Source organism: Novosphingobium sp. 550D, from assembly GCF_057401885.1.
This window is the reverse complement of the sequence record NZ_CM171613.1, coordinates 563,001-581,071: the sequence shown is the minus strand read 5'-3', so window position 1 is coordinate 581,071 and position 18,071 is coordinate 563,001. Positions and strand designations below refer to the sequence as shown.

At 61.9% G+C, this 18,071-nt stretch carries 17 protein-coding genes; 11 read left to right on the top strand and 6 right to left on the bottom strand.

Annotated features, from left to right (window positions below; genetic code table 11):
* Nucleotides 1-240 precede the first annotated feature (240 nt).
* On the top strand, nt 241-1,800 hold the full coding sequence (guaA, locus tag AC2S2E_RS02815; protein WP_476105984.1) for a glutamine-hydrolyzing GMP synthase: 1,560 nt from the start codon (nt 241-243) through the stop codon (nt 1,798-1,800).
* A gap of 76 nt (nt 1,801-1,876) precedes the next feature.
* Here the strand turns inward: guaA and AC2S2E_RS02810 are convergent, their stop codons facing one another.
* The 3 genes from AC2S2E_RS02810 to AC2S2E_RS02800 form a co-directional block, all read right to left on the bottom strand.
* Nucleotides 1,877-2,332 carry a hypothetical protein gene (locus AC2S2E_RS02810; protein WP_486523608.1) on the bottom strand — a complete coding sequence of 152 codons (456 nt, stop codon included), beginning with the start codon at nt 2,330-2,332 and terminating at the stop codon, nt 1,877-1,879.
* 90 nt (nt 2,333-2,422) lie between these two features.
* Nucleotides 2,423-3,850 carry a metalloprotease TldD gene (gene tldD / locus AC2S2E_RS02805; RefSeq protein ID WP_486523607.1) on the bottom strand — a complete coding sequence of 476 codons (1,428 nt, stop codon included), beginning with the start codon at nt 3,848-3,850 and terminating at the stop codon, nt 2,423-2,425.
* Nucleotides 3,851-3,947: 97 nt separating this feature from the next.
* Nucleotides 3,948-4,151, bottom strand: coding sequence for a zinc-finger domain-containing protein (locus AC2S2E_RS02800; protein ID WP_476105981.1), 204 nt, complete (start codon nt 4,149-4,151; stop codon nt 3,948-3,950).
* A 358-nt stretch (nt 4,152-4,509) separates the two neighbouring features.
* Here AC2S2E_RS02800 and AC2S2E_RS02795 point away from each other — a divergent pair, with 358 nt between their 5' ends.
* The 6 genes from AC2S2E_RS02795 to AC2S2E_RS02770 all read left to right on the top strand — a co-directional run bounded on the left by AC2S2E_RS02795 (nt 4,510) and on the right by AC2S2E_RS02770 (nt 11,916).
* Complete coding sequence (locus tag AC2S2E_RS02795; protein ID WP_476105980.1) at nt 4,510-5,691, top strand: glycosyltransferase; 1,182 nt, start codon at nt 4,510-4,512, stop codon at nt 5,689-5,691.
* 41 nt (nt 5,692-5,732) lie between these two features.
* Nucleotides 5,733-6,674 carry an ABC transporter ATP-binding protein gene (locus AC2S2E_RS02790; protein WP_486523606.1) on the top strand — a complete coding sequence of 314 codons (942 nt, stop codon included), beginning with the start codon at nt 5,733-5,735 and terminating at the stop codon, nt 6,672-6,674.
* Between the two features lie 630 nt (nt 6,675-7,304).
* Nucleotides 7,305-8,879, top strand: coding sequence for an L-aspartate oxidase (gene nadB, locus AC2S2E_RS02785; protein WP_486523605.1), 1,575 nt, complete (start codon nt 7,305-7,307; stop codon nt 8,877-8,879).
* Between the two features lie 818 nt (nt 8,880-9,697).
* The gene (locus tag AC2S2E_RS02780; RefSeq protein WP_486523604.1) at nt 9,698-10,891 is read left to right on the top strand and encodes a helix-turn-helix domain-containing protein; all 1,194 of its coding nucleotides are present in this window, start codon (nt 9,698-9,700) and stop codon (nt 10,889-10,891) included.
* An 82-nt stretch (nt 10,892-10,973) separates the two neighbouring features.
* Complete coding sequence (gene parA, locus AC2S2E_RS02775; RefSeq protein ID WP_486523603.1) at nt 10,974-11,621, top strand: ParA family partition ATPase; 648 nt, start codon at nt 10,974-10,976, stop codon at nt 11,619-11,621.
* 4 nt (nt 11,622-11,625) lie between these two features.
* The gene (locus tag AC2S2E_RS02770; RefSeq protein ID WP_486523602.1) at nt 11,626-11,916 is read left to right on the top strand and encodes a ribbon-helix-helix domain-containing protein; all 291 of its coding nucleotides are present in this window, start codon (nt 11,626-11,628) and stop codon (nt 11,914-11,916) included.
* Between the two features lie 182 nt (nt 11,917-12,098).
* Here AC2S2E_RS02770 and AC2S2E_RS02765 read toward each other — a convergent pair whose 3' ends face one another.
* The 3 genes from AC2S2E_RS02765 to AC2S2E_RS02755 are packed head-to-tail and all read right to left on the bottom strand — an operon-like array spanning nt 12,099 to nt 14,070.
* A complete protein-coding gene (locus AC2S2E_RS02765) occupies nt 12,099-12,710 on the bottom strand; it encodes a response regulator transcription factor (RefSeq protein WP_486523601.1) in 612 nt (203 codons plus the stop codon).
* Nucleotides 12,707-13,795 carry a sensor histidine kinase gene (locus tag AC2S2E_RS02760; protein WP_486523600.1) on the bottom strand — a complete coding sequence of 363 codons (1,089 nt, stop codon included), beginning with the start codon at nt 13,793-13,795 and terminating at the stop codon, nt 12,707-12,709. The genes AC2S2E_RS02765 and AC2S2E_RS02760 overlap by 4 nt, the downstream gene beginning before the upstream one ends.
* Nucleotides 13,792-14,070: a metal/formaldehyde-sensitive transcriptional repressor gene (locus tag AC2S2E_RS02755; RefSeq protein ID WP_486523599.1), complete on the bottom strand. Its 279-nt coding sequence runs from the start codon at nt 14,068-14,070 to the stop codon at nt 13,792-13,794. Before AC2S2E_RS02755 ends, AC2S2E_RS02760 begins: the two co-directional genes overlap by 4 nt.
* Nucleotides 14,071-14,511: 441 nt before the next feature.
* Here AC2S2E_RS02755 and AC2S2E_RS02750 point away from each other — a divergent pair, with 441 nt between their 5' ends.
* The 4 genes from AC2S2E_RS02750 (at nt 14,512) to AC2S2E_RS02735 (ending at nt 18,068) form a co-directional block, all read left to right on the top strand.
* Nucleotides 14,512-16,152, top strand: coding sequence for an NRAMP family divalent metal transporter (locus AC2S2E_RS02750; protein ID WP_486523598.1), 1,641 nt, complete (start codon nt 14,512-14,514; stop codon nt 16,150-16,152).
* A gap of 19 nt (nt 16,153-16,171) precedes the next feature.
* A complete protein-coding gene (locus AC2S2E_RS02745) occupies nt 16,172-16,315 on the top strand; it encodes a hypothetical protein (RefSeq protein ID WP_486523597.1) in 144 nt (47 codons plus the stop codon).
* A gap of 18 nt (nt 16,316-16,333) precedes the next feature.
* Nucleotides 16,334-17,068 (top strand): MgtC/SapB family protein, encoded by a 735-nt coding sequence (locus AC2S2E_RS02740; RefSeq protein WP_486523596.1) that lies wholly within the window; start codon nt 16,334-16,336, stop codon nt 17,066-17,068.
* Between the two features lie 409 nt (nt 17,069-17,477).
* Nucleotides 17,478-18,068 carry a cytochrome b/b6 domain-containing protein gene (locus AC2S2E_RS02735; RefSeq protein ID WP_486523595.1) on the top strand — a complete coding sequence of 197 codons (591 nt, stop codon included), beginning with the start codon at nt 17,478-17,480 and terminating at the stop codon, nt 18,066-18,068.
* Nucleotides 18,069-18,071 lie beyond the last annotated feature (3 nt).

Here is an 18,071-nt window from a genome sequence, read left to right as displayed (position 1 = left end):
TTGTTGTTATGCCGGCCTGTGCTCTACGCTATTTGGCGTAGTGACTGCCGTCTGTGAGACGGGCATATACGACCAAAGTTTTATTTTGCACGTGCGAAGACCTCGACCGATGTTGCGTTTTGCGCAACCGAATCGTGCATGGCGCCCAATCCCCTCTCACCCCCCTTTCGGCGCGCTTTTCTGGCGCCAATGGGCCTGCGCTATCTGGACAATTGCGCGCGTAAACCTTACGGGCCTGCCATGACTGTCCAGCCATCCGACTCCATCCTCATCGTCGATTTCGGCAGCCAGGTGACCCAGCTGATCGCACGCCGCGTGCGCGAAGCGGGCGTCTATTCCGAAATCGCTCCCTTCAGCATGGCCGAAGCCGCCTTTGCGCGGATGCAGCCCAAAGGCATCATCCTGTCGGGTTCACCCGCCAGCGTGCTTGACGCCAATGGCCCGCGCATCCCAGAGGTTATTCTGGAAAGCGGCCTGCCCATCCTTGGCATCTGCTATGGCCAGCAAAGCCTGATGCATCAGCTGGGCGGGGAAGTGACGGGTGGCGACGGCGGCGAGTTCGGCCGCGCCTTTATCGATATCAACGACACTTGCGCGCTGTTCAACGGCCTGTGGTCGATTGGTGAAAAGCATCAGGTGTGGATGAGCCATGGTGACAAGGTCACCGCGCTGGCCCCCGGTTTCCGCCCTGTGGCGTCCAGCCCCGGCGCGCCCTATGCCGTGATCGCCAATGATGAAAAGCGCATTTATGCGATGCAGTTCCACCCCGAAGTGGTCCACACGCCCGATGGCGGCAAGCTGCTGAAGAATTTCGTACGTCACGTCTGCGGCCTGAAGGGCGATTGGACGATGGCGGAATTCCGCAAGACTAAAATCGCTGAAATCCGCGAGCAGGTCGGTTCGGGCCGCGTGATCTGCGGTCTTTCGGGCGGCGTCGATTCGGCGGTGGCCGCTGTGCTGATCCACGAAGCGATCGGCGAGCAGCTCACCTGCGTTTACGTTGACCATGGCCTGATGCGCATGGGCGAGAGCGAGCAGGTGGTCAGCCTGTTCCGCGGCCATTTCAACATTCCGCTGGTCCATGTCGATGCCTCGACCCTGTTCATGAAGGGCCTTGAGGGCGTCACCGACCCCGAAGCCAAGCGCAAGTTTATCGGCAAAACCTTCATCGACGTGTTCGAAGACGAGGCCAAGAAGATCGGCGGCGCCGACTTCCTTGCTCAGGGGACGCTTTACCCCGACGTCATCGAATCGGTCAGCTTTACCGGCGGGCCGAGCGTGACGATCAAGAGCCACCACAATGTCGGCGGTCTGCCCGAACGCATGAACATGAAGCTGGTCGAGCCTTTGCGCGAACTCTTCAAGGATGAAGTGCGCGATCTGGGCCGCGAACTGGGCCTGCCCGACATTTTCGTGGGACGCCATCCGTTCCCCGGACCCGGCCTTGCCATCCGCATCCCGGGCGAAGTCAGCCGCGAACGCGCGGACATCCTGCGCAAGGCTGATGCGGTCTATCTCGAAGAAATCCGCAACGCGGGCCTCTATGACGCCATCTGGCAGGCTTTCGCCGTGCTACTGCCGGTGAAAACCGTGGGCGTGATGGGCGATGGTCGCACCTATGACCACGTCTGCGCCCTGCGCGCTGTGACCAGCACCGATGGCATGACCGCCGACATCTACCCCTTCGACGCGGCCTTCCTGTCGCGCGTGGCCACCCGGATCATCAACGAGGTCAAGGGCATCAACCGTGTGGTCTATGACTATACCTCGAAGCCGCCGGGCACGATTGAGTGGGAATAATCGGCCGCACAGCCGACCAGTAAAAAGGCCAGCGGGGCATCCCTCGCTAGCCTTTTTGTTTTCAGGACTTGCGCTTTTACCCCGCAGGCGGCGTGGCCGGAGTCGCCGCCGGAGCAGGCTTGGGCTTGGTATAGGGCACGAATTCGCCCAGCCCCACCGATCCGCGCCACCACATGCCCGCGCCGCCATTGCGCGTGGCCAGTTGGACGATATCGACATTGCACAATTGCGATCCCCAGGTCCTGGTGATCAGAATGTCATCATCATCGAGCGATTGCGGATAGGGCGGGCGGTTCACATAGATCGTGCCGCCCATGTCATAGACGATGGCGGTGCGATCGATGATGGTCGTCGAACGGATCTGGGTCAGGTTGATGCAATTGACGGGTTTGCCCGGCACGCGATCCTTGACGATTTTCGCCAATTCCTGATCCGGGGTCAACCTTTCGCGCGCGTCAATGGCGGGTGCGGACAAAAGCGCCAATGCGCCGCCAGCCAGTGCGGCGCTGCGAAGCATGGAACGAACAGACATTTGCCTTCTCCTTGGGCCTGAAGGCCCCCTTCGGATTCGGATAATACGCCCATTCGGCTGAACCGTCCATGAGTCGCGTGAAAGGGGCGCTCAGCCCGTTCCGCCGACGGTCAGGCCTTCGACCAGCAAAGTGGGCTGGCCCACGCCTGCGGGCACGGACTGGCCGCCCTTGCCGCAAATGCCGACGCCTTCGTCCAGCGCGAGGTCATTGCCGATCCCGGTCACGCGGGTCAGCACGCTTGGCCCGTCACCGATCAATGTCGCGCCCTTGATCGGCGCGCCCAGCTTGCCGTTTTCGATGCGATAGGCCTCGGTGCAGGAAAAGACGAATTTGCCGCTGGTGATGTCGACCTGACCGCCGCCAAAGCTCTTGGCAAAAATGCCGTTTTTAACGCGGGAGAGCAGTTCGGCCGGGTCATCATTCCCGGCCCGCATGAAGGTGTTGGTCATACGCGGCATGGGCGCATGGGCATAATTTTCGCGCCGACCATTGCCGGTGGGGGCCACGCCCATCAGGCGCGCGTTCAACCGGTCCTGAAGATAGCCCTTGAGAATGCCATCCTCGATCAGCACATTTTCCTGAGTCGGCGTACCCTCGTCATCGACGCTGAGCGAACCGCGTCGGCCCGCGATGCTGCCATCGTCCACCACGGTCACACCCGGCGCGGCCACCCGTTCGCCCAGACGGCCCGAGAAAGCGCTGGTGCCCTTACGGTTGAAATCGCCCTCAAGGCCATGGCCCACCGCTTCATGCAGCAGCACCCCCGGCCAGCCCGGCGCGAGCAGCACGGTCATCTCGCCCGCCGGTGCCGCCACCGATTCCAGATTGATCAAAGCCTGCGCCAGCGCCGCATCGATGGCCCGGTTCCACGTTTCCGGCTTCATCAGGTCATCATAGAGATAGCGCCCGCCGATCCCGAAGCTGCCCGTTTCGCGGCGCCCGTTCTGTTCGGCGACGATGGAAACATTCAGACGCACCAGCGGGCGAATGTCGGTCACGGCATCGGCATCGGCGCGCAAAATTTCCACCACCGACCACGAACCGGAAATCGAGGCGGAAACCTGCACCACGCGTGGATCGCGCGCGCGGGCGGCGGCATCGATCTGTTCAAGCAGTGCGACCTTGGCGGCAAATTCCACGCCGTCGAGCGGCGAAGCATCGGTATAAAGATGGCGATTGGTGCGCACCGGCGGCGCGGCCTTGGCGCCCGTCGTCGGGTCCAAAAGCGTCAGCGTTTCGCCCGCCCGCGCAATCGCTGCGGCGGAAATTTCATTGGCATGGGCAAAGCCGGTCATCTCGCCCGACACGCCGCGCAGGCCAAAGCCTGCCTCTCGGCTGTAGTCGCAGGTTTTCAACCGGCCATCATCAAAGCCAAAGGCTTCGGACGCGATGAATTGCAGATAAAGCTCGCCATCGTCGCATTGGGCCAGAGTGCGGCCCACCAAAGCGCGGGCTTCATCGGGTTCAAGCTGGCCGGAACGGTAAAGCAGCGAGCGGGGGTCGGCAGAAAAGGTCATGCCGTTGATATAGGCCGATGCCGCCGCCGCGCAATGGACTATTGGCGCGGCGGGGTTATGTCACGCGGCGCGTCCGTTGCGCCGTCGACATGATTGTTCAATGGTGGGCGTGCGCCTGATCCAGGACAAAGCGCTTGTCGCAATAGGGGCAATCCACAAACCCACGTTCGTCAATTTCGAGATAGACGCGCGGGTGACCCAGCGCCGACGGCTTAAACGTGCCATCGGTGCGGATAGCGTCGGCGCCATCGCAGTGAACGCGGTTGGTGTGAACGGTGACGGTTTCGGGCTGGTCGCTCATGGGAAAAGGCCACTAGCAGGAGTTTGACAGGAATTCCAGACCCCGCGCGTTGTCGATTGTGCGTCGTCGATGGTGCAATGCGGTGCGACAAATTGTTACAGGCTTTTGGCTAATTTATCTCCTTTGCCAAATCGTGTCATTCGCGTAAGGGATGATGCACGGGGGCCGAATTCTGCGTTAAAGCGTGCGAGGCCGATGTTGGGGCCATACCTCGCCGCTGATGGGTTGCCTTACTCTGTGTCTGATGGGCACGGTCGGGTAACCTCATAGGTGAGGTCGAAGAAGCATGCGTCACGCCCAACGAGAAAAGTTAATCTGCGACCTTACCCAGTCCTATGCCCCCGTCGGTGGTGGCGGAGTGAGCACCTATCTTCGGGAAAAGCGCCGCTATATTCTGGAACAGACCGATCATCGGCTGATCCAGATCGTGCCCGGCCCCGAAGATCGCGTTGTGGAACGCGGGCGGCATATCTGGGTCGAAGTGGGTGCCGAACAGGTTCGCGGAAGCCCGAATTACCGCTTTATCCTGCGCACGGGCGCCGTGCGTGAGGTTCTGGAACATTTCCGCCCCGATGTGATCGAATCGCTCTGCCCCTGGGTCTTGCCATGGACCGCGATCAATTATCGCCGGGCGCATCCTGAAACCGCGCTGGTTGCCGGTTATCACACTGATTTCCCCAATGTGCATATTCACCGCGTGGGCGAACGCCTGTTTGGCCGTCGCATGGCCGATGGGTTGCGTTCGGTGGGCGTGGCCTATGCGCAAAAGACGTATAATGCTTTTGACCGCGTCTATGCGTTGAATGAGCCGGTGCGTGATCAATTGGCGGAATGGGGCATTGGCCATGTCGATGTCATTTCGCTGGGCGTGGATACGGATCAGTTCAATCCTTCGCGCCGCGATCCGGCTTTCCGTGAAAAGCTGGGGCTGGCGGGCAAGGGGCCGCTGTTGATGTATGCCGGGCGCATCGACAATGAAAAGCGCGCGCACAAGCTGGTCGAGATGTTTCGTCAATTGCCGCCTGAAATGGGCGCGGCGATGGTGATGCTGGGCGATGGCAAATTGCGGGACCGTCTGATCCGCGAAACGCGCGGCCTGCCGGTGGCTTTGCCCGGATTTGTCGATGATCGCGATGCACTGGCGGTCGCGCTGGCTTCGGCGGATATTTATGTGTCGGCCATGGCCGATGAAACTTTCGGCATTTCGGTGATCGAGGCGCAGTCGAGCGGCCTGCCCGTGGTCGGTGTGGCCAGCGGGGCCATGCCCGCGCGCGTGCCCGCTGGTCTTGGTCGCCTTGGCCCGGTCGATGATGCCAAGGCCATGGCCGAGCATGTGCAGGCGCTGTGGCGCGGCAATTATCGCGCGATGGGCGATGCGGCGCGCAAACATGTCGAACAGCGCTTCAGCTGGAACAAGACCTTCGCGCAATTGGTGAACGAGGTCTATCCCGCCGCCATGATGCGCGCGATCGAACGTCGTTCGGCGGTCTATCGCTGGGCCGAACATCGCCTGCCCGAACTGGTGCGCTCGGCCGTATAAGCGTGGTTGCGCGTATGGCGTCAGGGGGTTAAGCAGCGGGCATGAGCCAATCTGACGCCCCCGCCATCTCGATCCGCAATCTGGTCAAGCGCTATGCGCCCGCAGGTGGAGGAGAGGGCAAGCTGGCGCTCAAGGGTGTGTCGCTTGACGTGCCGCAGGGACAGATCTTCGGCCTGCTGGGCCCGAATGGCGCGGGCAAATCGACCATGATCAACATCATGGCGGGCATGGTGCGCAAGACCAGCGGCGATGTGTCGATCTGGGGCTTTGACATCGACCGCGACCGGCGCAATGCCTCGCGCGCCATCGGCATTGTGCCGCAGGAAATCGTGTTCGATCCGTTCTTCACCCCGATCGAGGTGCTTGAAAACACGGCGGGCCTTTACGGCATCCCCAAGGCGGAACGTCTGTCAGAGCAACTGCTGGCCGATGTACATCTGTCCGACAAGGCCAAGGCCTATGCGCGCACGCTGTCGGGCGGGATGAAGCGCCGGTTGCTGGTGGCCAAGGCGATGGTGCATCAGCCCCCCGTGCTGGTTCTGGACGAACCGACCGCGGGCGTGGACGTCGAATTGCGGCGCCAGCTTTGGGAACTGGTCAAGCGGCTCAATGACGAGGGCGTGACGGTGGTGCTGACCACCCATTACCTCGAAGAAGCCGAGGAATTGTGCGACCGCATCGCCATCATCAACCACGGCGAATTGATCGCCAACAAGCCCACGCGCGAAATGGTCGATATGGCCCGTGAAAAGATCGTGGTGCTGACGCTCGACCGCCCGGTGGCGGTGTTGCCCAGCCATCCGGCCTTCCTGAAATGCGTCGCGGCGGCCCCGGACAAGATCGAGATCACCTATAACAAGGACAAGACCAATGCCGGCGAGATCCTTGGCGTCGTTCAGGGGCAGGGCATGGTGATCGTCGACGTGACCACGCGTGAGGCTGATCTTGAAGATGTCTTTGTCAGGCTGACAACCTCGGCCTGATGACGCCGTAACGCGGGCCGGCAACGGGTCAGGGCGCGCAGTCGCGTCGAAATTGCCGGCTTCTATGTGCTTCTATGTATGATCCGCTTCGGTCGAATTATTGGACGATGGCTGCTCCATCCATTCCTTGACCCAACGCCCCCGGTCCATCCGACGTACGGGCTTGTTGCAAAACCGACAGGTTCCGATGAAATTCAACCCATCCCATTTTACGCGATTCCGGCGTGGGGCATGGCGATTGAATAGGCACAAAGGCAGTTCTAGTTTCATTGCGGCGGCCCTGAATAAGACGCAGGCCATTGACAGGCACATCCTGTTGGAAGTGCCTCATGGCTTTGCGGTGTGAACTTGTATTCCTTCGATCCAGCAACGTAGATATACCTAAACTAGTTCGGCGCAAAGTATTATATTGCTGCGATCATGGAAAATTTCTTTGTTTACTAAACTCTTATATTCTTAGGCGACGCAAAGTGCGAAAATGGCGCGTCCGATGCGTTGTTGGCTTTTCAAACGGGTTCATTGGGCGCAAAGCGGGGCCGCGAATCGCTTGCCGGTTGCCCGCATGCCGCAACAGCGGATCCGGTCGCAATCACAGTGTGAATGCTGCACCGGCCCAGTTTGGAATGGTTTATGAATGCAGATGTGATCGTGATCGGTTCGGGTGCTGCTGGTTTGACGGCGGCGCTTTCCCTTGCAGAGCGCCTCAAGGTACTGGTGCTGGCCAAGGGGACGTTGACCGGCGGTTCGACGGCATGGGCACAGGGCGGCATCGCCGCGGTGCTGGATGCGGGCGATACGTTTGAAGATCACATCCGCGATACGATGGTCGCCGGGGCGGGGCTGAACCGACAGGAAACCGTTGAATATGTGGTCGAACGCGCGCCTTTGGCGATTGAGCGTCTGGCCGGGCTGGGCGTGCCTTTCAATACAGAAGGTGACCATCTCCACCTCCACCGCGAAGGGGGGCATTCGCACCGACGCATCGCCCATGTGGCCGACGCCACCGGCTGGGCGGTTCAGGAAGCGTTGATCCGCGCCGCACAGGACCATCCCAATATTACGCTTTTGCCGGGGCAAAGCTGCATCGACCTGATCACCGGGCGGCACGAGATGCGCTATTCCGGGTCGGGCCGCGTTTGGGGCGTTTACGCGCTGGACGAAAAAACCGGCAAGGTTGAGGCCCATATCGGCCGCGCCACTATTCTGGCCACGGGCGGGGCGGGGCGTGTCTATCAATTCTCGACCGCGCCGCGCGGGGCGACGGGTGATGGCATTGCCATGGCGTGGCGTGCGGGCGCGCGCGTTTCCAATATGGAAATGATGCAGTTCCACCCCACCTGCCTTTATAATCTGGAGGTCAAGAACTTCCTGATCACCGAGGCGGTGCGCGGCGAAGGCGGCCATCTGATCAACCCGCGCACGGGCAAGCGTTTCATGCCCGAATATGACGAGAGGCTCGAACTGGCCCCGCGCGATGTCGTGGCCCGCGCCATCGACAGCGAGATCAAGAAATATGGTCTCGATTTCGTCCATCTGGATATCAGTCACAAGCCCGCCACCTTTGTGCGTGAGCATTTCCCCAATATCCATGACAAGCTGATGACGCTGGGCATCGATATGACCAAGGAACCGATCCCGGTCGTCCCTGCCCAGCATTACACATGCGGCGGAGTAGTGACCGATCTGGACGGGCGCACCGATCTGCCCGGCCTGTATGCGGCGGGCGAATGTGCGGAAAGCGGGCTGCATGGCGCCAATCGTCTGGCATCCAATTCATTGCTGGAATGTCTGGTATTTGGCGATGCGTCGGCGGCCGATATTCTGGCGCGCTGGGATGAATTTGACGCACCGCCCGCGATCCGCCCGTGGGACGAAAGCCGGGTTTCGGATTCGGACGAAGAAGTCATCATCAAGCAGAACTGGACCGAAATCCGCCGGTTCATGTGGAATTACGTGGGCATCGTGCGCAGCACCAAGCGGCTTGAGCGCGCAGCCCATCGCATCAAGCTGTTGTTTGATGAAGTGAATGATTATTACGGCCACTTCCGCGTAACGACCGACCTTATCGAATTGCGCAACCTGTTGCAGAGCGCCGATCTGATCGTGCGTTCGGCGCTCAAGCGGCATGAAAGCCGCGGCCTGCATTACACGCTGGATTACCCCAAGACGGTGGAACCGGCGCAGGACACGGTTCTGGTCCCCTGAAACACAGCGAGGGGCGTGATTCCTGTGCCTTTGCCGCGAATTGCGTCTTCTGCGTTGCACGCGTCGATATTCGAGGGTCTGTCGCTTGGTGCCTGCCATTGAACTGGCCCCGCCTTTGTTGGCACGTGTGCGGCCAAGTTAGGCGTAAACCAATGCCGCCATGCTGCGGTTCGGCGCTTTGACCGGTGCAGCAACTGGGCAATCGATGAGGGGGGGCTTTGGGTTATCAACACAGGCATGGCGGCCCGCTCGCACACCGAGATTGTGTGCCAAGCTTCATATGGACGTCCTTGGCGTCCGCTATACAGCCGGCTGTAGAAGATTTATGCGGGCACCGAGGCTTGCGACAACGCCCCGGCTTCACCGCTAATCGATTTTCGCCAAGAGCGAAGAAGAAGGCCGATGATAAGATTGGCCTAAATCAACAATCTTGGCGGAGACGCCGGGATTCGAACCCGGGGTGCCCCCTTAAGGGCACGACGGTTTAGCAATTCACGAACCGGAAGCGCGCAAAGCGGCGAATTTCGGGAATATCGCCTGTTTCTATGGCGTTAGAGCCTGTGCAGAACGCGCAAGACGCGCATCCAAGCGCAACACCTTCCGTCGCAAAAGTCGGCACACCTCCTTTGGACCCTTGGGCCTAGCTGAAAACCGTTGTTTTGACGCCAAACGCGCAAGACGCACCATGGCGGCAGTGAGTGAACCGTTGGAAGGTCTGCCATCCTTGCCGCAGGTCCGGGGCATAGCTCGAAAGCCACAACTGCAATCTACCTTGCGGCTTTCTAGGGGGCAAGATTTGCTTCGAAGGGAGGAGCGCCATGAGCACCACCCTTGCCCATAGGGGGCTGCCAGCAGGCGTGGGGCGTTTCGATCTGCTGCGCCTGTTCGAACAGGTGGCGCGGCCAGGCTTCGGTCTGTCCTCAACAGCGGTCGCGTTGGTCCGTCACTATGTGCTGAAGACGATGGACGGTGATTACCTGTCTGGCCGCATCTGCGCTGTCTGGACTCAAGCGTGCCGTTTCGCCGAGGCCTTGGGGCTGACGCCACGGTCGATCAATTCCGCCGAGCGCGAACTGGAGAAGGCCGGCTTCATCTTGCGCAACGCCGGCATTAACGGTGAGCGCGCCGGTGATCGGCAGGATGGGGCCGTGGTCTGGGCAGCGGGCATCAATCTGGCCCCGCTGGTTGAGCGCTTTGCTGAGATGCAGGCCAAGGCCGAGGCGCTCGAATTGCAAGCCCGCGCCATCCAGCAATGCCGCGCCGAGATACGCCAGTTGGGCCAGCGCATCCGTGAGGCGGGTGACGACGATTTGCGCGAGCGGGCCGAGACCATCCTGCCCGATGGCCGCACGGCCCGGATCACCAGCATCGAACGCTTGATCGCTATCCGCGAGGCTCTGTCCGCCATGCTCGCCGCCATCGAATCTGGGCCCGATCCCAAGCCCCGTGCGCTGAAAACTTCCGACGCGCCGGAAGAAAACTGCGCACCCAATATACAGGACAAAAACACATCACGAAGGTGTACCGCGCGACTCAGCGATCCGCTGGGGCGCATCCGGCCTGCGACCGCGCTGCTGGTAGCCACAGAGAGCTATCGCGGCATCGTCGAGGCGCTGGGCGGGCCAACCTGGCCCAATCTGGTCGAGGCATCGTGGCGCAGTTGTGGGCGGCTTGGAATTGCCGAGAGCACCTGGGGCCGGGCTTGCCAGCAGTTCGGGCGGGAACGTGCGGCGCTTAGCGTCTTGCTGATCGACCGGAATGCCCAATTGCCGCCAGGTCACCGCTATCGGGTTGGTTCACCAGCGCGCTGTTTGGCGGGCATGGTACGGCGGGCGGGCTCGGCAGGGATGAACCTCGCCGGACTGTTCCGCGCGACTGAACGCAATGCCCAAGAGGCCCCGCAACAAGCCCCAGAGGTTGAGCAGTTGATCGAGCCGCAGGCAGGCCCACTGGCTCACCTCACCGCGAGGCTGATGGCTAGCATGGAGCGGCGCGTCTCCCCTGATGGTTGAACCTGTCCAGCATCTCACGCGTCCAAGGGTCCACATTCTCACAAGCCCACACGTCCACATGTGAACGGCCAAGGAAATCATCATGACCATTATAGCCATCGTCAGCCAGAAGGGCGGCTCGGGCAAAACCACCCTGTCGGTAAATCTGGCTGCCGCAGCTGAAACCGCTGGCGCCATCGCGCTCATCATCGACACCGACCCGCAGGCCACCGCCAGCCAATGGGGTGCTTGGCGCGCGGACAAGGCGCCCGAAGTGATCGACAGCGCTCCGCCGCGTATTCAAGCCAAGGTCGATGCAGCCGAGGCGCAAGGCGCGACCTTCATCGTGATCGATACGCCGCCCCATGCCGACAGTGCGGCCAGCAGGGCGGTGGAGGCTGCTGATCTGGTATTGATTCCCTGCCGCCCCAGTGCTTTTGATCTTGCGGCGATCAAGACCACGGTCAGTCTGGTGCGACTGTTCTGCAAACCTGCGTTCGTCGTCTTCACCGCTGGCCCGCATTACGCGCCGCGCATGTACGAGGAGGCGGCAGAACTGGTTATGGGCTTTGGGATCGAGGCTTGCCCGCATAACCTACCGGATCGCGCCGTCTATCGTCATGCCAGTGCTGCGGGTGCCTCGGTGATCGAGTTCGAGCCTGGCGGAAAGGCCGCCGCAGAGATAGTTGCGCTTCACATGTGGACCTTCGCACAGGTGAACAAGTCCACCACCGTACATGAGGGAGTGTGAGCAGATGAGCCGATTTGCCAACCTCGCCGACAAGCCTAAGGCCAGCCCCAAATCGCAAACTCAGCCCACCGCGCCCGGCCATGAAGATGGCGCTGCCTCAGCAGCACATTTGGGGAGTAGGTCCAGATCGAACAGCCGCACTGGTCGCAAGGCCATCGCAGCCTACTTTTCGCCAGAGATGTCGCTGGCCATGCATGTATGCGCCCGTAAGCACGGCCTTAGCCTTCAGGAACTGATGGCCGAGGCCTTCGATGACGTGCTGCGTAAATATGGGCAAAGCCCTGTGGGGGAATGACCATGATTAGGGACGATCCGGTTAGTCCCCTTCCGAGCTTGCCGCTGCCCTAAACCGCCGTTTGTTCACGCCCATTAATGAGCAGGCTCCATCAAGCATATCGTGGATTCCACGAAAGTACCTTTTCGCAAGGAAAAATAAATAGTTAGCCTTAATTGGCCAAGGGGTGGCTAGCAATAGGGTCAGGCCCCCTTCAAGCGCTCGGCCATCATGCCCAGATCGACCGGCGAGGCCGCGCCCAGCTTCTTCATCAAGCTGCCCCGGCACAGCTTGACGGTAATCTCGCTCAGCCCCAGCTTTGCGGCGATCTGCTTGCTTTGCAGCCCCTCGTCCACGATCATCGCCATGACCTCGCATTCGCGCGGGCTCAAGGAGGCATGACGGCGACGCAGATCATCGTGCTCGGCCTCGCGCGCGAGGCGCTGGCGCGATTGGGCGAGCCCGGCGTAGATCGCGTCGAGCAGATCCTGTTCGCGGAAAGGCTTGGTGAGAAACTCGATTGCGCCCGCCTTCATCGCGCGCACCGACATCGGCACATCGCCATGGCCAGTGATGAAGATCACCGGCACTTCGGGATGGCGGGCAGCAAAGGCCTCGTGAAAATCGAGCCCGTTGCAGCCGGGCATCCGCACATCGAGCACCAGGCAGGCGGGGCGTCCAGCCAGATCAGCCTCGCTCAGATCCTCGGGTGCGGCGCAGGCCAAATGCGTCAGCCCCACCGAATCGAGCAGATTGCCCAAAGCCCGGCGCACCGAAACATCGTCGTCGATCACCACCACCAGATCATCGCTCATGGCTGAATTCCCGAAACCGGCAGGAAAATCGTCATCATCAGGCCGTTTGGCGCGCGCGCTGCGGCGGTAATTGTACCGCCATGCGCCTCGACGATCGAGCGGCAGATCGCCAGCCCCATGCCGATCCCTCCCTGCTTGGTCGAATGGAAAGGCTCGAACATGGTGAGCAGGGTGCCAGCGCCAAGGCCGGAGCCATTGTCCTCGACGCTGATCATCACCCCGCCGCGCGCACCCTTCGTGACAATGCCGATCTCGCCGCTGGCGTGATCGATCGCCTCGCTGGCATTGACCAACAAATTGAGCACTACCTGCTGGATCTGCACCGGGTCGATGGACAGCGCCGGCAGATCGGCTCCGGCGGCCAGATGTAGATCGATGCCGCGCTCGCGCATCTGCGGGGCGATCAGCGCCATCGCCTGACGGATGGTGTCGTTGATATCGCTGCGTTGCCGCCGAGGCGCGGCGTTCGAAATCAGGTTGCGCACGCGCGCGATGATTGCGCTGGCACGGGTGGCGTCCTGCTCGATATCGTCGATGGTGGCGGCGACGCGGTCAAGCCGGGGCGGATCGCCCCCCATCCAGCGGCGGCAGGCCCCAGCATTGGCGACAATCGCGGCCAGCGGCTGGTTGACCTCGTGAGCGATGGCGGCGCCAATGCCACCCAGCGTGGTGATGCGCGTCACGCGCGCCAGTTGCGCCTGCGCGATATCGGCGCGTCCCTGCGCCTGATCCGAGCGGACCGCCAGCCAGGCCACTGCGCCAATCGCCAGCAGGCTGATCGCGGTGTTGATGATGCCGGTGTGGAAATTGCCGTCATGGGTGAGAAAATAGCTGAGTATAGTGAGCCCAAGGCAGGCCCCCGCCACCGCGAGCAGCGCGCGCATTCCGCAAAACCGCGAAGCCAACAGCACCACCACCACATAGAAAGTGGCGGCGGCGATTTCATAATCGGTCAGCGTGTCGGCGGCAAAGATCGCGCCCGCCAGCAGCACGGTAATCAGCGGCAGTAGCCAACGCGCGGTCTGCCCCAAAGGGCGGGCGGCGGCATAGGCGCGCCAACCATGATGTTCGCGGGGGGAACTCATGCGATATAGGTCCTCAGCACCGAGACCAACTCGTCGGCGGCCTGCTGCTCGTGGGCACTGGGGGTGCGGCCCTCGTCGATCATATGCTCGCGGATGTGTTCGCCCAGGACCTCGGCCATCAGCGCGTTGATCGCCCCGCGCGCGGCAGTGATGCGGCGCATCAGCTCGGCGCAGTGCTCATCGCCATCGAGCGCGCGCTCGATCGCCTCGATCTGCCCGCGTAGACGGCGGGTGCGGTTGAGTAGCTTGCGTTTGTCGGCGCGCTCGTGGGTCATGCTCTATACCCGCGTATAGTTGAAATATACCCCCATGGGTATGTAAGCGAGCCATAGCAAAGGCTGGGCCGACTCGAAAGCCCTGTCTTAAACCGCAACCCCAAAAGGGATCTCCATGACCCGCGACCCTGCAATTCACAGGCCGGAGAAGGCGACAGTCGCCGCTGCGAGGTGACTTTGCGCATTTTCGGCCTTCGCGTGCCCGGGATGGCACAGCGCGCCTGAGGGTTGCCGGTTTGGGCCGCCCGATCGGCCCGCTGCCTTCCGAGCCCTCGCTTCGGAAGGACCTCGATGAAGACCATAATTCCCAACGTCTGTGCGATCGGCATTCGTCGCCTTGCAGCCTGTGCGGAACTGCCGCCTCCCCGCCGATGGCGAGGCTGATGCCTCTTGTCCAACGCCCCTTGGGCTGCCCCAATCGACGAAATTAACGAGATGCCCATGCACAAGTCTTTCCCCACCCCGCTGGCCGAAACCGCCGGCGAAGCGGTGCTCGACACCGCCCACATCGGTGACATCCACGGCGCCTTCGGCTCGATCAAGCTCGACGACATCGCCCCGCGCACACGCTGGCGCGACCGTTTGCGCACGCTGCTGGCGATCATCGGCCCCGGCCTCATTGTCATGGTCGGCGACAATGACGCGGGGGCCTTTGGCACCTATACACAGGCCGGGCAGAACTATGGCACTGGCCTGTTGTGGACGCTGTTGCTGCTGGTACCGGTGCTCTATGTGAATCAGGAGATGGTGCTGAGACTCGGCGCGGTGACGCGTGTGGGCCATGGCCGGCTGATCCTTGAACGCTTTGGCCGCTTTTGGGGCGCGTTCAGCGTGATCGACCTGTTTCTGCTCAACGCGCTGACCATCGTCACCGAATTCATCGGCATCGCGCTGGCGCTCGATTATCTTGGTCTGCCGCGCCAATGGGGTGTGGCGGCCGCGGCGCTGATCATCGTTGCCTCGGCGGCCACAGGCAGCTTCCGCCGCTTCGAACGCATCGCCATGTGCCTCGTCGGAGCGAGCCTACTGCTGGTGCCGGTGGTGATCTGGGTTCATCCGCCGGCGGCACAGGTAGCGCATGATCTGGTGGTGCCCGGCCTGCCGTACAAGGGGGCGCTGGGAGACGTGATGCTGCTGATCATCGCCATTGTCGGCACCACGGTGGCCCCCTGGCAGCTGTTCTTCCAGCAGAGCTATGTGATCGACAAGCGCATCACCCCGCGTTTCCTGCGGTATGGCAGTGTCGATCTGGTGATGGGGATCGTGCTGGTGCTGATTGGCGGCATAGCGATGATGGCCTTTTCCGCCGCCGCTTTTGCCGGGCGCTCCGAGGCGGGCCATTTCCAGGACGCGCTGGGTGTGGCGGTCGCACTGGGCCGCGCGGGCGGCCATGTGGCGGGCGTGTGTTTTGCGGTAGCGCTGCTCGATGCCAGCGTGATCGGCGCGATGGCGGTGTCGCTGTCGACCGCCTATGCGGTGGGCGATGTGCTGGCGCTGCGCCATTCGCTGCATCGCCGCCCAAGCGAGGCCAAGGGCTTTTTCGCGGTCTATGCGGGGCTGGTGGCGCTGGCCGCCGGGCTGGTGCTCACTCCGGGAACGCCGCTCGGCCTCTTGACCAATGCGGTGCAGACGCTGGCAGGCGTGCTGCTGCCCAGTGCCACGGTATTCCTGTTGCTGCTGTGCAACGACAAGGCGGTGCTCGGTCCCTGGGTCAATGGCAAGTGGCTCAACCTGTTCACCGGCATGGTGATCGCGGTGCTGGTTATGCTGTCGACCATCCTCACCGCCGCGGTGCTATTCCCCGACCTTAGCGAGCGCGCCATCCTCGCCATTCTGGGCGCGGGCGCGGTGTTCACCGTGCTGGTGGGTGGGGCGCTGGTATTTTCCACCAAGGGCGATCCAGCCCCGCTGCTGCCGCGCTGGAAGAAGGAACGCTGGCATATGCCGCCGCTCGCCGCGCTTCCGCCCGCCGCCATGACGCCGCTGGTAAGGCTGTGGATGGTGGTGCTGCGCGTCTATCTCGTGGTGGCCGGCGGGCTGGTGCTTTACCGCATCGCACTGCTGTCACTGGGCGCGCACTGAGCCGCAAGGAGACGGGACCATGACCGCCTTGTTCACCGTGTTTGCCTATATAGGCTTCGCCTGCCTTGCCCTGGCCAGCTATTACCGGCACCAGAAGCGCAAGCGCCGCCATCCGGTGCGTAGACTGAAGAGATACCACATTTCCCGCCGTTCTGTGCGATAGAAATAAAGAGGAATTTCCGTGACTCCTCCTGCTGCGCTGCTTGCCTTGTTCGATGTTGATTTCATCGGCCTGGCCACCAGCTTTATCTGCATGATTACCGCGTTTGTGCTGGGCACTGCTATCGGGCTCGAACGCCAGTGGCGCCAGCGCACCGCAGGTTTGCGCACTAATGTGCTGGTGGCGGTGGGAGCTGCCGCCTTCGCCGATCTTGGTCTGCGCGTGTCCGGCACTGATGGCGGGGTTCGGGTGATTTCCTACGTCGTCTCGGGGATCGGCTTTCTGGGCGCGGGCGTGATCATGAAAGAAGGCACGCATGTGCGCGGGCTCAACACGGCGGCCACACTGTGGGCCTCAGCCGCCGTGGGATGCTTCGCCGGTGCGCGCAAACCCGCCGAAGCCGTCCTCGTGGCGGGGTTTGTGCTGGCGGGCAATACGCTGCTTCGTCCGCTGGTCGATTTCGTCAACCGCCGCCCGATGGCGCCCGGCGAGACCGAAGCGCTCTATCGCGTGCATGTCGTGTGTCCGGCGAACGTGGTGTCGGCGGCGCGCGACCTGCTGTTTGACGAGCTTGAAACCCACCACTACCCGATCCGCGAGATGGAAACGCTGGCCGAGGGCGATACGCAGGTTGAACTGGCGGCAATCCTAGTGCCCACCACAGCCAATCCGGCAGATTTGGACTCGATCACCGCGCATATCGCCCGCCACGAGGGCATCACCAGCGCCACCTGGACCGTCAGCGCAACCAATTGATCTGCCAGAATGACAAGCCCGCAAGAGGTAGGGCATGTTTGAAGGAATTGGATTTGGTCATGGAACAGCGGCTTCGCGGTCGGTTATCCTTTCCAAGCATCACCGGCAGCAGGCGACCATAGAACACCTTTTAATTTTGGTAGCGCGAAAGGTCCAAACTGGCAAAGTTGACCGTCTTCGCATGGCAGGACTGCTGGGCTGTGGCATCAACTCCAAACATTCTCGGAGCGTCATCCTCCCGCTCCAAACGGACGTTCATCGAGATCAAACTCATAATATTGGGGCGCGATCGTCACGGAACGTGGATAAGCAGGCGCTTACAACACCCAGAATAAGCGGTGCTGTAATGGCGCTCCTGGGCAAGGCGGTTCAGATCTCCCGTCATTCGCACCCGTTAAGGAGAGTCCGCATGACCATCACCCTCACCAAACCGCCGCGCAACTGGGATCCGGTGGTCAAGCTGACGCATTGGAGCATCGTGGCGGCAGTGCTCGCCAATGGCGTTTTCACCGAAGGCGGTTCCTGGGCGCATATCTGGGTTGGTTATGCGCTGGCGGGAATGCTGGCGCTGCGCCTGCTGTGGGGGCTGGTGGGGCCACGCGAAGCGCGCTTTTCAGCCTTTCCTCCCAGCCTGCGGCGGGCGCTGGCCCATATTGGCGAGATTAAGGCTGGCAAAGTCCACGATCAGCCCTCGCACAACCCGCTGGGGGCGCTGATGGTCTATGCCATCTGGGGCACGCTGGGCATTATCATTGCCAGCGGCATCGCCATGGCGGGCCTGCCACCCAAGGCGGTGACGCATGAGCATCATACGGTGGAGCAGGCCGCGCCAAATAACGATGAAGAGCGCGAAGGCGAGGAAAACCCGCTGGGCGAAACGCATGAGGCCGCCGTCAACCTGCTCTATGTGCTGATCGTGTTGCATCTGGGCGGGGTTATCTTTGAAACGCGGCGCTCCGGGCGCGGGCTGGTGCTGGCCATGTTGCCCGGTCGGCGGTAAACC

What these genes read in the sequence shown, in the direction of transcription:
- guaA (WP_476105984.1), top strand. Translation starts at nt 241, where the DNA reads ATGACTGTCCAGCCATCCGACTCCATCCTCATCGTCGATTTCGGCAGC.
- AC2S2E_RS02810 (WP_486523608.1), bottom strand. Translation starts at nt 2,332, where the DNA reads ATGTCTGTTCGTTCCATGCTTCGCAGCGCCGCACTGGCTGGCGGCGCA.
- tldD (WP_486523607.1), bottom strand. Translation starts at nt 3,850, where the DNA reads ATGACCTTTTCTGCCGACCCCCGCTCGCTGCTTTACCGTTCCGGCCAG.
- AC2S2E_RS02800 (WP_476105981.1), bottom strand. Translation starts at nt 4,151, where the DNA reads ATGAGCGACCAGCCCGAAACCGTCACCGTTCACACCAACCGCGTTCAC.
- AC2S2E_RS02790 (WP_486523606.1), top strand. Translation starts at nt 5,733, where the DNA reads ATGAGCCAATCTGACGCCCCCGCCATCTCGATCCGCAATCTGGTCAAG.
- nadB (WP_486523605.1), top strand. Translation starts at nt 7,305, where the DNA reads ATGAATGCAGATGTGATCGTGATCGGTTCGGGTGCTGCTGGTTTGACG.
- AC2S2E_RS02780 (WP_486523604.1), top strand. Translation starts at nt 9,698, where the DNA reads ATGAGCACCACCCTTGCCCATAGGGGGCTGCCAGCAGGCGTGGGGCGT.
- parA (WP_486523603.1), top strand. Translation starts at nt 10,974, where the DNA reads ATGACCATTATAGCCATCGTCAGCCAGAAGGGCGGCTCGGGCAAAACC.
- AC2S2E_RS02770 (WP_486523602.1), top strand. Translation starts at nt 11,626, where the DNA reads ATGAGCCGATTTGCCAACCTCGCCGACAAGCCTAAGGCCAGCCCCAAA.
- AC2S2E_RS02765 (WP_486523601.1), bottom strand. Translation starts at nt 12,710, where the DNA reads ATGAGCGATGATCTGGTGGTGGTGATCGACGACGATGTTTCGGTGCGC.
- AC2S2E_RS02760 (WP_486523600.1), bottom strand. Translation starts at nt 13,795, where the DNA reads ATGAGTTCCCCCCGCGAACATCATGGTTGGCGCGCCTATGCCGCCGCC.
- AC2S2E_RS02755 (WP_486523599.1), bottom strand. Translation starts at nt 14,070, where the DNA reads ATGACCCACGAGCGCGCCGACAAACGCAAGCTACTCAACCGCACCCGC.
- AC2S2E_RS02750 (WP_486523598.1), top strand. Translation starts at nt 14,512, where the DNA reads ATGCACAAGTCTTTCCCCACCCCGCTGGCCGAAACCGCCGGCGAAGCG.
- AC2S2E_RS02745 (WP_486523597.1), top strand. Translation starts at nt 16,172, where the DNA reads ATGACCGCCTTGTTCACCGTGTTTGCCTATATAGGCTTCGCCTGCCTT.
- AC2S2E_RS02735 (WP_486523595.1), top strand. Translation starts at nt 17,478, where the DNA reads ATGACCATCACCCTCACCAAACCGCCGCGCAACTGGGATCCGGTGGTC.